Origin of the sequence: Nocardia sp. NPDC058497, from assembly GCF_042720195.1 — a bacterium.
Taxonomy (GTDB): Bacteria; Actinomycetota; Actinomycetes; order Mycobacteriales; family Mycobacteriaceae; genus Nocardia.
On sequence record NZ_JBHXMY010000146.1, the window covers coordinates 1 to 12,092 of the forward strand.

Genomic DNA, 12,092 nt, shown 5'->3' on the forward strand with positions numbered 1-12,092 from the left:
CACCAGCCGTCCGCGATCTCGGACGGCTGGTGGTGGATCGGGCCGTCGTAGCGCACCTCGTAACCGAACAGGTGGCAGCGCAGCGGTTTTCCCGCCCAGACGCCGTCCCACGACGCGGTGGCACGCAAGGCCGGTGCGGTGCCCATGGGCAGTGTGATGCCGAGTTCCTCGTGCAGTTCGCGCGCCGCGGTGTCGGCGGGATCCTCGCCCGCGTCGACGACTCCGCCTGCCAGGCAGTCGTGCAGACCGGCGAAGACGAGTTTGCTGTCGGTGCGCCGATGCACGTAGATCCGGCTGCCGTCCACGGACCGCACCAGCACTCCCGCGCTGGCGTGCCAGAGACCCTCGCGATAGACGGTGCCCCGATCGGCCGCGCCGATCACCTGGCCGGCGGCGTCGTAGACGGCGAGCAGTTCCGACTCCGGGTTCACAGACACCGCCCGAGGGTAACCGTCGGCTCACCGGGGCTGTCGCTGCGGCTTCACCCCCGGACGCGGTGCGGCGGCACGGGCTCGCACGGCCGACTTCGCCGCCTCGGCCGCTGCCTCCGCGTCGAGCTTGCGCCGGATCAGATACTGCTGGCCGCACGTCCACGCCGCATTGGTGGCGAAGTAGACGAGCACCGCGACCGGCAGGATCGCGCCGCTGACCAGCGCGCCCGCCGGAAACACCCACAGTGACAGCCGGCGCAGCAGCGCGGCCGTTCCGTCCTGCGCGGGCGGGGTGAGCCGTGCGGTGAGATGGGTGGCGAGCGCGGTGATCAGCACCAGCGGGACGGCCAGCACGGCCACGGAGACGAACAGCTCACCGGCCCCGGTCATGGTCGCCGACAGCGGTGCGCCGAACACTCGGGCTTCGAGGAAATCCTGGACCTCGGAGATACCGAGCAGATAGTTCGGTGTCGCGCCGTTGGCCTCGGCCGACATCGGCGTCCCGGTCGAGGCGAACGGGCCGACCGCGAAGGCGCCGGTCCGGTCGAACGACCGCAACACGTGGAACAAGCCGAGAAACACCAAGCCCTGCACGATCATCGGGACAAGCCCGCCGAAGAGCCGGACCCCGTGTTCGCGGTGCAGCGCCCGGATCTCCTCGGCTTGCTTGCGCTGATCGCCGGGATGCTTCTTCCGGATCTTGTTCATCCGGGGTTGCAGGGAACGCAGGACGGCCTGGGAACGGGCCTGGCGCAGTGCGGGAACGACCAGCAGGGCGCGGACGGTGATCACGAGCGCGGCCACGGCGAGTAGCCAGGCAAGGCCGTCGGCGGGCCCGAAGGGGAGGGCGAAGAGCCGGTGCCAGCACCACAGGGCGGCGGACACCGGAAAGTACACGACATCGAGCATGACGGAACGACCTGTCCGGAGGGCGTGCGTGAACGCACGAGAAGGGGAGGGGGATCACGGAATCCGACAGGCGGCGCGGACAGCGCTGCGCCCGTCAGCGGTGATCGATCCCCGGTGCTCGTGGCCGTGGACGACCTGCGGAATCCGGATTGCTCTGTGGCAGAAAGGAACCGCGCAACCGGTGCTGCGCCGATCCCGGTGGGCCGGCGACGGCGACCCGCACCGGAATCCGCCGGTGACCGGTGATCGCGACCAGCGCGCACACCATGGCCGCGGCGACCGCACCGAACGCGAGCATGCGCGCGGTGTCGTTACCGGGCGTGGACAGGAGCACGAAGGCGGGCAGCACGCACGCGAGAACCGCGTACGCCAAGATCACTGCCCGTGCTTGCATGCCGTCGAGCATACCGGTGCGCGGCGAGTGCCTCAGAGCTGTTCGAGGGGGTAGGGCGGCGCTCCGGTGCCGGTGATCCGCAGATTGCCCCACGGATCGCGTTCGGTGAGCCGGGCCGGTGCGGGGCGGTGGCCGGGCAGCGCGAGCAGGGCCGTCGACCGGGTCGGCTCCGGGAGTGAACCGTCGACCGGGTCGAGGCGGCCGTACCAGTGGTAGCGGCCGTCGATCGGATCGGCGTGCCCGGCGAGCGTCGCGATGACCGGATACTCCGCGCCGGGCAGGTCGAGCAGGGCCGGGCCCTGATAGTCGTGGGCGGGGTGCCGGTCGGCGGCGACGGTGATGTCGAAGTGGTGCGGTTTCGGTCCGCCGAGGCGGCGTGGGCGAGTGTCGGTGCGGCGCAGCGCGAGCCTGCGGTGGTACTCGTGCTGGGTGCTCGCCCTGACCTCGACGCGGGTGCCGGATTGCCTGCGCAGCGCGCTGATCCAGGTGGTGATGTGGTCGATCTGGGTCCGCCGGTGGGAATGCCGGTGCGGGGCAAGGGGACCGGGGCCGCCGAGGAGGAACAGGTTGGGAAAGCCGTGGACGGCGATGCCGCGGAAGGTGATCGGTCCGCCCGCCCACGCGGCGTCCAGGGTGCGACCGTCGCGACCGGTGACGGGGAGCGGCCGGGCCGGGCGGCCGCGTCCGGTGGGGAGCGACGCGTCGACCGTGTCCGCGGTCAGGACGACGATGTCGGCGACGATCCGCTCGCCACCAGGGAGCTGGATCAGCCACTGATCGGCCTGCTCGTCGAAATCGAGACCGAGGACATCGACCCCTTGCCGGGGTGGCGGCGGATCGGTGCGCCATCGTGCCCCCGGCCGCCTCGGTGGCGTAGCGGTGAGTTCGTAGACGACGACGTCGACGACCCGCGCGGCCCGCAATGCCCGCGCGAGCGGCGCGGCGTCGGCACCGATGATCGCGACGGTCACAGCAGACCCACCGCCCGCCACCACCGGCGCCCGACCGGCCCGATCAGACCGTGCTCACCGAGGAAGGCCGCGAGATCGGCCGCCCCGACGGCCCTGGCCTCCCGGGCGACGGGATTGCGCAACGCGATGCTGTGCGCCCGGCGCCCGTCGAGCCCGGCGCGCACGTACATGTGCCGATTGAGAACCAGCGACACGAACAGCGGTCCGGCAACCGCCACACACATCCGGGCGTACACCCGCTCGCCACGCGACATGGTCGGCACCCGGCGCGTCAGCGCGTCCCTGGCGAAACCGATGTGCCGCGCCTCCTCGGTGACGTGGATGCGCATGGTGCGCGCCACGATCGGCTGCAGATCGGGATCGTCGAGCACCCGGCGTTGCAGCGTGTCGAAGATCTCCTCGCCCACCAGCGCCGCCACCCACACCATGCTGCCGCGCAGGAGGGCGGGCAGGGCGGTGATCGCCAGCCGCACCGGCGGACGCGGCCAGTACGGACGCGCTTCGACGCGTTCGATGAGCTTGCCGAACATCATCATGTGCCTGCACTCGTCGGCCATCTCGGTGAGCGTGTAGTGCGAGGTCGCCGAGGTGGGGTCGCCGGCGAGCAGCTCGCGCAGCAACAGGCGCTCGAGCAGGTTCTCGAACCAGATGCCGACCGAGAGCATGTTGGCCAGCTCCTGCCGGGACAGCTCGCGCCGTTCCGCGGCCGACATCGCGTCCCACAGCTCGGTGCCGCAGAGCGAGACGACGCGGGCGGGCAGGAACAGCTTGTCCGGATCGAGCGGCTCGGCCCAGTCGATGTCGACCACGGGATCGTAGGATTTTCGCACCGAGCCGATCAGCAGGCGCTGGGCGAAGGAATCGCGCGGGGAGATAGCGTGGCGCATCGCGGGCTCACTCTCGGCAGTAGTGCCGCATTAACTGTTACATGGTGTATCACCAAGGTTAGTGGAACGCTATGTCACGGTCAATATCGACACGCGTATCGTTGGCACTGTGACTGCACCATCCGCCCAGGCCGAGCAGCCCGTCGGTGACGGCCGCGCCACCCGCTGGCACGGCCACAAGGCGCGCCGCCGCGCGGAGATGATCGATGCCGCGATCGAGGTGATCGAGGAACACGGGCTCGAGATCTCGGTGCAGCTGATCGCCGAGCATCTCGCGCTGCCGCGGCCCGTGGTGTACCGGCACGTCGGCGGCCGCGCCGAACTCGACGCGCTGGCCCGTCAGCGCATCCTGGAGCTGCTGCTCGCGGAGCTGCTGCCCGCGCTGCACCCCGACGGGACGCTCAAGGACGCGGTGCGCGGCGCCATCGGCACCTATCTCGGCTGGATCGAACTCCACCCCAATCTGCACCGCTTCCTCGGTGACGCCGCGCCCGAGGGCACCGGCGCCGCCACCCTGGCCGGGGCGGGCCGCGAGGTGGGCGGGCAGCTGGCCGACATGTTCGCCGCGAGTCTGGCTCGCTTCGGTATCGACCCGGCGCGCGCCAGGCCGATGGCCTTCGGGATGGTCGGGCTCGTCGACGGCGTGGTCGCCAGCTGGCGGGCCGATCCGGAACCGGTGCTCACCACCGAACAGGTGCAGGGCATTCTGACCGAGTCGGTGCTGTCGCTGTTCGAGGGCAATGCCCGCAGTCTCGGTGTTCCGCTGGAACGGGATTCGCTGGTCGCCGACCTGCTCGTCGCGCCCGACGCCGCCCCGCCGCCCGCGGAGCGGCTGCGCTGACTCAGTCGGCCAGCAGCTGATAGCTGCGGTGCCACAGCCACTCCACCGGCCCGCGCTCGAACCGGCGCAGCCACAGGTGGGCGAAGGCCGTGATGAGCACGACGACGAGGACGTAGATCCCGATCGTGAACGGGACGCGCGCGGTGTCGGGCACCCGCGCCGCCAGCCCGAAACCCCAGCCGTAGCAGAGGATTCCGGCGAGCAGGTTCTGCAGGATGTAGCAGCTGAGCGCGGTCTTGCCGACCTCGCTCAGGCGTGTTCCCGCGAAGCCGACCCGCGGCCTGCGCAGGTAGAACTCCGCGACCGCGGCCAGGATGCCGAGCGCGACGAACGGCGCGATACCGTAGCGGGTGAACAGCACCAGGTCGCCGCCGCCGAAGACGCCGATCGTGAAGTCCAGCGGTGCCGCGACCGCGAAGCCGATCACCATGAGCCACCGGCGGATTCGCGTACCTTCCGGCCGGAACACACCCGCCCGGTACAGTCGCGCGCCGACGAGGAACAGCGCCACCGACATCGGGAACACGAAGATCGCTTCCAGCCGGAACTCGAGTGCGTGATCGAGCCGGAACAGCACCAGATCCCAGAAGGAGCCGTCCGCATAGGGATTCGGGTCGAGCGGATCCGAGGTGGCGGACTCCTGGGCGGGCGCGTAGGCGAGGGCGGCCGCGATCAGCGTCAGCATCGTCACGTGGATCGAGGCCGCGGTGATCAGCCAGCGGCGTTGCGCCCGTTCACTGGTCGCGAGGAGATAGGCGACGACGAGCCCCGTGACCGCGTAGCCCATCAGCACATCGAACTCGGCCACCAGCAGGAAGTTCAGCAGACCGTCGAGGAACAGCAGCGCGGCCCGCCACGGGTACTTTCCTGGCCACCGGCGGCCCGCGCGCTGCGCCGAGGACTGCTGGATGGCCAGCCCGATGCCGAACATCACCGTCAGCAGGCCGAGGAACTTGCCCTGGGCCAGTTGCTGCAGCACCCGTTCCGACCACATCCAGCCGGTCTCCGCCGCCGACCCGAGTCCGCCGACGTACCCGACGAGCCCCTCGGGGTCGGTGAAGATCCAGATATTGGTGCCGAGGGTGCCCAGGATCGCGATGCCACGCAGGACATCGAGCGCGATCAGCCGGCCGGGCCGGTTCGGGACGTCGGTGGCGAGCTGCTGGACGGATTCGCTCATGGTCCGAGTATCGCGACCGGGCTTGCCGGTCGGATCGCCCGCGAGGACCACCCCGAGGTCCTCCTGGCGGGGGACCTCGGGGCGTAGACGGCACTCAGCCGCGGTGTGCCAGAACCTCTTCCACCAGGGTGACCGCCTCCGGCAGGTCGATGTGGTCGTCGGCGTAGGCGCCGAGGTGGCCGCCGCTCGGCAGCACCACGGCACGGGCGCCGAGGCCGCGGACCAGGAGCTCGACATGCTCCATCGGGTCGGCGGCGTTGACCGGGTCGTCGATGGCCGACAGCAGCCGGAAATCCCCTGCGGCGGCGCGGATGCGCGACCAGTCGAACGGGCCGTCGAAGAACTCGGCGAGGATGTCGTAGCCGACCTCGTGCGCCGAGGTCGACACCAGCACCGCGCCGGCGAACGGCGTGCCCTCGTGCTGCTCGAGCATGCGCAGCACGTTGACGCTGCCGATGCTGTGGCCGACCAGCACGGTGTCGGCCGGGTCCGTCGCCGCCGTCGCCGCCGCGGCCAGCGTCTTGCGCCACGGCTCGAGCTTCGGCGCCCCGGAATCGGGCAGATCCGGGATGACGACCTGGTGGCCGCGCTCGGTCAGGGCGGCGCTGAGGTAGGGGAACCAGACGCTGTCGCTGCGTGCCTCGAACCCGTGGGAAACAACGATGGTGCTCATGTGGCTTGTCCTTCATCTATCGAAACGCTCCGTAGCGTTTGAATTGAAGGTAGCAGCCGACTAGAGTGGTCGAAACGCTGACGCGGAGGTGACATGGGTAACACCGCGGGTGCGCGGACCGGTGGACGGGTGCGCAGCGACGCGGCGCGCGCCGACGTGCTGCGGGCCAGTGCCGAGATCCTGGAGGAGCGCGGCTACGGCCGGTTGACGATCGAGGGCGTCGCGGCGCGCTCGGGCGTCGCCAAGAGCACCATCTACCGCTGGTGGCGCTCGCGCGCCGAACTGGCCATGGACGCCTACGCCGACGCGGTCGTCCGGCGGATGCCCGAGCCCGACACCGGCGCGGTCGAGACCGACCTGGTCGAGTTCGCCACCGAGCTCTACCGCCTCACCGAATTCCCAGTTCGCGCACAGGCTTTGCGCGGAATGATGGCCGAGGCCCAGCTCGATCCGGAGTTCGCGCGGCACTTCCGGGAATGGGTCGACACCCGCCGGGGCGTGGTCGCGGGCATCCTCGCGCGTGGCGTCGACCGCGGTGAGCTCGCCGCGGACATCGACCTGGATCGGGCGACGGACCACCTGTTCGGGCTGTTCTGGTACCGGCTGCTGGTGGAACACAGTGCGCTGCGGCCTGATCAGGCCGCAGGCGACATCGCACAGCTGCTGGCCGGTCTGCGCCCGCGGGCCTGAGCCGGGGGCCCACAGAGCCCGCTGGGCCGAGATGCCGGTGCGTGTCCGGCGCGTCGCCTAGGCTCGACAGCATGCAGCGCATCATCGGAATCGAGGTCGAGTACGGCATCTCGACCCCCACGGAGCCGACGGCCAACCCGATCCTCACCTCCACCCAGGCCGTGCTCGCCTACGCGGCCGCCGAGGGGGTGCCGCGGGCCAAGCGGACCCGGTGGGACTACGAGGTGGAATCCCCGCTGCGAGACGCGCGTGGTTTCGATCTGAGCCGGATGAGCGGGCCCGCGCCCGTGATCGACGCCGACGAGGTCGGCGCGGCGAACATGATCCTCACCAACGGCGCCCGGCTCTACGTCGACCACGCCCACCCGGAGTACTCCGCGCCCGAGGTCGTCGACCCGCTCGACGCGGTCATCTGGGACAAGGCGGGCGAGCGGGTGATGGAGGCCGCCGCCCGGCACGCCTCCAGCGTCCCCGGCGCGCCGCGCCTGCAGCTCTACAAGAACAACGTCGACGGCAAGGGCGCCTCCTACGGCACCCACGAGAACTACCTGATGAACCGCGACACCCCGTTCAGCCACATCATCGCGGGCCTGACGCCGTTCTTCGTCTCCCGCCAGGTGATCTGCGGGTCCGGCCGGGTCGGCGTCGGCCAGTCCGGTGACCACGCCGGCTTCCAGCTGTCCCAGCGCGCCGACTACATCGAGGTCGAGGTCGGCCTGGAGACCACGCTCAAGCGCGGCATCATCAACACCCGCGACGAGCCGCACGCCGACGCCGACAAGTACCGGCGCCTGCACGTGATCATCGGCGACGCCAACCTGGCCGAGATGTCGACCTACCTCAAGGTCGGCACCACCGCGCTGGTGCTCGACCTGATCGAGGCGGGCGAGGACCTCTCGGAGTTCCAGCTGGCGCGTCCGGTCACCGCCGTGCACCAGATCAGCCACGATCCGTCGCTGCGCGCCACCGTGGCGCTGGCCGACGGCCGTGAGCTGACCGGCCTTGCGCTGCAACGGCTCTACCACGAGCGCGTCGCCAAGTTCGTGCACCGCGAGGGCAACGACGATCCCCGCGTACTCGACATCATCGACAACTGGGCGATGGTGCTCGACCTGCTCGAGCGCGACCCGATGGAATGCGCGAACCTGCTCGACTGGCCCGCCAAGCTGCGCCTGCTCGAGGGCATGCGCAGCCGTGAAGGCCTGGGCTGGGCCGCGCCGAAGCTGCACCTGATGGACCTGCAGTATTCCGATGTGCGCCTGGACAAGGGCCTCTACAACCGCCTGGTGGCGCGCGGCTCGATGAAGCGGCTCGTCAGCGAACAGGACGTGCTCGACGCGATGACCAAGCCGCCGACCGACACTCGCGCGTACTTCCGTGGCGAGTGCCTGCGCCGGTTCGGCGCCGATATCGCCGCCGCCAGTTGGGATTCGGTGATCTTCGATCTCGGCGGTGATTCGCTGGTGCGGATCCCGACGCTCGAGCCCCGGCGCGGGACGAAGGCGCACGTCGGCAAGCTGCTCGACGCCGCGCAGTCGGCGGCCGAACTCGTCGACCAGCTCACCCACTGAGGCCATTTCCGGCACGACAGGGCGACAATCCGATCGCTAATAGACCACCTTGTCGGATCCGCTCGGTAGGGTTGTGGGACGAGCACGAACATTGCTCATGATCGTCGGCCGTGCTCATCCCAAAGGTCGCGGTCATGATGAGGAAAGAGGAGGTCGGCTGCCATGGCACAAGAGCAGACCAAGCGCGCCGGGGGTGGCGACGAGGACGAGGGTCCCGAGGGTGTCGACGCGGCGGGTCAGGAGCGGCGCGAAAAGCTCGCGGAGGAGACCGACGACCTGCTCGACGAGATCGATGACGTGCTCGAGGAGAACGCCGAGGACTTCGTGCGGGCATATGTGCAGAAGGGCGGCCAGTGACCTCAGGTGACCCGTTGCGCCTCCATGCGGGGCAGGCTCTCTCCTCGTTCACCGAACACCTGCGAATGCACGCTCCCGACCTGTTGCCCGGCAACAGGTTTGCGGCCTCGGACCTGACCGCGGCGAAGGATCTGGCGCCCCACGGCACCACCATCGTCGCGGTCACCTACCGCGGTGGCGTGCTGATCGCGGGCGACCGCAGGGCCACCATGGGCAACCTGCTCGCCAGCCGCGACACCGAGAAGGTGTACATCACCGACACCTTCTCGGCGGCAGGCATCGCGGGCACCGCGGGCATCGCGATCGAGATGATCCGGCTGTTCGCGGTGGAGCTCGAGTACTACGAGAAGATCGAAGGCGTGCCGCTGACCTTCGACGGTAAAGCCAACAAGTTGTCGAAGATGGTCCGCGACAACCTGCCTGCCGCCATGCAGGGCCTGGCGGTCGTGCCGATCCTGGTCGGCTACGACGACCAGGCCACCGACGCCGACCGCACCGGCCGCATCGTGTCCTACGACGTGGTCGGCGGGCGCAGCGAGGAGCGGTTCGGCTACACCGCGGTCGGTTCGGGTTCCGGTTTCGCGAAGTCGTCGCTGAAGAAGCTCTACCAGCGCGGCATCGATCAGGACCGGGCGCTGCGGATAGCGGTGGAATCGCTGTTCGACGCCGCCGACGACGACACCGCCACCGGTGGTCCCGACCTGTTGCGCGGGATCTATCCGACGGCGGTGGTGATCGACGCCGACGGTGCGGCCGAGGTCGGCGAGGATCTGCTCGCCGAGGTGGCCAGGGCCGTGATCGCCGATCGGGAAGCCGCGGAAGAAGGGGGCGCCGTCCTATGACGCTGCCGTATTACGCCTCGGCCGAGCAGATCATGCGCGACAAGACCGAGCTCGCCCGCAAGGGCATCGGTCGCGGTCGCAGCGTGGTGGTGCTGGTGTACGACAAGGGCGTGCTGTTCGTCGCCGAGAACCCCTCGGCGACGCTGCACAAGGTCAGCGAACTCTACGACCGCATCGGTTTCGCCGCGGTCGGCAAGTACAACGAGTTCGAGGCCCTGCGCCGCGGTGGCATCCTGCAGGCCGACCTCAAGGGCTACCAGTACGACCGGCGCGATGTCACCGGTCGTGGGCTGGCCAACCTCTACGCCCAGAGCCTGGGGTCGATCTTCACCGATCAGCTCAAGCCGTACGAGGTGGAGCTGTGCGTCGCCGAAGTCGGCTACCCGGAGCAGTCACCGACCTCGGTGCTGTACCGGATCACCTTCGACGGGTCCATCGTCGACGAACGCGAGTACGTCGTCATGGGCGGCACCACCGAGCCGATCGTGACCGCGCTCAAGGCCGCCTACAAGCCGGGTCTGTCCCTGGACGACGCGCTGAAGGTGGCCATCGGGGCGCTGCAGGCCGGTCAGCCCGAGGCCGACAAGGACAAGCGCTCGCTCGGTGAGGCCTCCCTCGAGGTGGCCACGCTCGAGCAGGCCCGGCCGCGGCGGGCGTTCCGCCGGTTGCAGGGCCCCGCCCTGGAGAAGGCGCTCGGGACGCCGAAGGCCAAATCTGTGAAAACGGCGAAGCTACCCGAGCCCGAGGACGGCGCGGAGGAGTAGATCCCGCCGTCACGATCATGAACGGGCCCGCGGACCGCTACGGTTCACGGGCCCGTTCTCGTCGTGCCCGCCCGGTCGTTCACTGTCCGAATCGTTGTGAACACGTATGCAGATGGGTTGTCCGGAGCGCCGCGCGGGCACTGGTCATGGCTGTAGTGTCGATAATGTGCAGCGACGAATCATGGGGATCGAGACCGAGTTCGGTGTGACATGCACCTTCCACGGTCACCGTCGGCTGTCCCCCGACGAGGTAGCCCGGTACCTGTTCCGCCGGGTGGTGTCCTGGGGCCGTAGCTCTAATGTCTTCCTTCGCAACGGTGCCAGGTTGTACCTCGACGTCGGATCGCATCCCGAGTACGCCACCGCAGAATGCGACAGCCTGGTGCAGCTGGTCACCCACGACCGGGCCGGTGAGCGGGTCCTGGAAGACCTGCTCATAGACGCCGAACAGCGCCTCGCCGAGGAAGGCATCGGCGGCGACATCTACCTGTTCAAGAACAACACCGACTCCGCGGGCAACTCCTACGGCTGCCACGAGAACTTCCTCGTGGTCCGCGCCGGCGAGTTCTCCCGGATCTCCGACGTGTTGCTGCCGTTCCTGGTCACCCGCCAGCTCATCTGCGGTGCCGGCAAGGTCCTGCAGACCCCCAAGGCGGCCACGTTCTGCCTGTCGCAGCGGGCCGAGCACATCTGGGAGGGCGTCTCCTCGGCGACCACCCGCTCGCGCCCGATCATCAACACCCGCGACGAGCCGCACGCCGACGCCGAGAAGTACCGGCGCCTGCACGTGATCGTCGGCGACTCGAACATGGCCGAGCCGACCACCATGCTCAAGGTGGGCACGGCGTCGCTGGTGCTGGAGATGATCGAGGCCGGCGTGTCGTTCCGCGACTTCGCCCTCGACAACCCGATCCGGGCGATCCGCGAGGTCAGCCACGATCTGACCGGTCGCCGTCCGGTGCGGCTGGCCGGTGGACGGCAGGCCAGTGCGCTCGAGATCCAGCGCGAGTACTACGCCCGCGCCGTCGAGCACCTGCGCAACCGGGACCGCGACCCGCAGGTCGACGCGGTGGTGGATCTGTGGGGCCGCACACTCGACGCGGTCGAGGCGCAGGACTTCGCCAAGGTCGACACCGAGATCGACTGGGTGATCAAGCGCAAGCTGTTCCAGCGCTACCAGGACCGCTACAACATGGAGCTGTCCGACCCGAAGATCGCCCAGCTCGACCTGGCCTACCACGACATCAAGCGTGGCCGCGGCGTCTTCGACCTGCTGCAGCGCAAGGGTCTGGCCAAGCGGATCACCGAGGACGAGGCCGTCGACGCCGCGGTGGAGACTCCGCCGCAGACCACGCGAGCCAAGTTGCGCGGTGACTTCATCACCGCTGCTCAGGAGGCAGGCCGCGATTTCACGGTCGACTGGGTGCATCTGATGTTGAACGATCAGGCGCAGCGCACCGTGCTGTGCAAGGATCCGTTCCGGTCGGTCGACGAGCGCGTCGATCGGCTGATCGCCTCGATGTAGGCGTACCCCCTGAGCAGGGGGGATCTGCGACGGGACCGGTGGCGCAATGGGAGCGAT

The 12,092-nt window shown here is 69.4% G+C and carries 14 protein-coding genes; 7 read left to right on the plus strand and 7 right to left on the minus strand.

The window, feature by feature from the left end; all coding sequences use genetic code 11:
* The 5 genes from ACFWPJ_RS12725 to ACFWPJ_RS12745 form a co-directional block, all read right to left on the minus strand.
* Positions 1-437, minus strand: a 437-nt coding sequence (locus tag ACFWPJ_RS12725; protein WP_378850286.1) for an NUDIX domain-containing protein, incomplete at its 3' end; no start/stop codon positions are given.
* 21 nt (positions 438-458) lie between these two features.
* Positions 459-1,340, minus strand: coding sequence for a membrane protein insertase YidC (gene yidC / locus ACFWPJ_RS12730; protein ID WP_378850289.1), 882 nt, complete (start codon positions 1,338-1,340; stop codon positions 459-461).
* A 94-nt stretch (positions 1,341-1,434) separates the two neighbouring features.
* The gene (locus ACFWPJ_RS12735; protein ID WP_378850291.1) at positions 1,435-1,734 is read right to left on the minus strand and encodes a DUF6412 domain-containing protein; all 300 of its coding nucleotides are present in this window, start codon (positions 1,732-1,734) and stop codon (positions 1,435-1,437) included.
* 32 nt (positions 1,735-1,766) lie between these two features.
* Positions 1,767-2,705: a DUF4873 domain-containing protein gene (locus tag ACFWPJ_RS12740; RefSeq protein ID WP_378850294.1), complete on the minus strand. Its 939-nt coding sequence runs from the start codon at positions 2,703-2,705 to the stop codon at positions 1,767-1,769.
* Entirely contained in the window at positions 2,702-3,592 is an 891-nt protein-coding gene (locus ACFWPJ_RS12745) for a diiron oxygenase (protein ID WP_378850297.1), read from the minus strand. The genes ACFWPJ_RS12740 and ACFWPJ_RS12745 overlap by 4 nt, the downstream gene beginning before the upstream one ends.
* A 109-nt stretch (positions 3,593-3,701) precedes the next feature.
* Between ACFWPJ_RS12745 and ACFWPJ_RS12750 the strand changes: the two genes are divergently transcribed.
* On the plus strand, positions 3,702-4,433 hold the full coding sequence (locus ACFWPJ_RS12750; RefSeq protein ID WP_378850299.1) for a TetR/AcrR family transcriptional regulator: 732 nt from the start codon (positions 3,702-3,704) through the stop codon (positions 4,431-4,433).
* A 1-nt stretch (position 4,434) separates the two neighbouring features.
* Here ACFWPJ_RS12750 and ACFWPJ_RS12755 read toward each other — a convergent pair whose 3' ends face one another.
* Both ACFWPJ_RS12755 and ACFWPJ_RS12760 read right to left on the minus strand, forming a co-directional pair.
* Positions 4,435-5,613, minus strand: a complete 1,179-nt coding sequence (locus ACFWPJ_RS12755; RefSeq protein WP_378850303.1) for a DUF418 domain-containing protein — start codon at positions 5,611-5,613, stop codon at positions 4,435-4,437.
* 94 nt (positions 5,614-5,707) lie between these two features.
* The gene (locus ACFWPJ_RS12760) at positions 5,708-6,286 is read right to left on the minus strand and encodes an alpha/beta fold hydrolase (protein WP_378850306.1); all 579 of its coding nucleotides are present in this window, start codon (positions 6,284-6,286) and stop codon (positions 5,708-5,710) included.
* 93 nt (positions 6,287-6,379) lie between these two features.
* Between ACFWPJ_RS12760 and ACFWPJ_RS12765 the strand changes: the two genes are divergently transcribed.
* From ACFWPJ_RS12765 to pafA, 6 genes are all read left to right on the plus strand, one after another.
* Positions 6,380-6,976 (plus strand): TetR/AcrR family transcriptional regulator, encoded by a 597-nt coding sequence (locus ACFWPJ_RS12765; protein ID WP_378850309.1) that lies wholly within the window; start codon positions 6,380-6,382, stop codon positions 6,974-6,976.
* A gap of 71 nt (positions 6,977-7,047) precedes the next feature.
* Complete coding sequence (gene dop, locus ACFWPJ_RS12770) at positions 7,048-8,547, plus strand: depupylase/deamidase Dop (protein WP_378850312.1); 1,500 nt, start codon at positions 7,048-7,050, stop codon at positions 8,545-8,547.
* Positions 8,548-8,709: 162 nt separating this feature from the next.
* A complete protein-coding gene (locus ACFWPJ_RS12775; protein ID WP_019047503.1) occupies positions 8,710-8,904 on the plus strand; it encodes a ubiquitin-like protein Pup in 195 nt (64 codons plus the stop codon).
* Entirely contained in the window at positions 8,901-9,746 is an 846-nt protein-coding gene (gene prcB, locus ACFWPJ_RS12780; RefSeq protein WP_378850315.1) for a proteasome subunit beta, read from the plus strand. Before ACFWPJ_RS12775 ends, prcB begins: the two co-directional genes overlap by 4 nt.
* Positions 9,743-10,510: a proteasome subunit alpha gene (prcA, locus tag ACFWPJ_RS12785; protein WP_378850318.1), complete on the plus strand. Its 768-nt coding sequence runs from the start codon at positions 9,743-9,745 to the stop codon at positions 10,508-10,510. The genes prcB and prcA overlap by 4 nt, the downstream gene beginning before the upstream one ends.
* Positions 10,511-10,676: 166 nt before the next feature.
* Entirely contained in the window at positions 10,677-12,035 is a 1,359-nt protein-coding gene (gene pafA / locus ACFWPJ_RS12790) for a Pup--protein ligase (protein WP_378850321.1), read from the plus strand.
* Positions 12,036-12,092 lie beyond the last annotated feature (57 nt).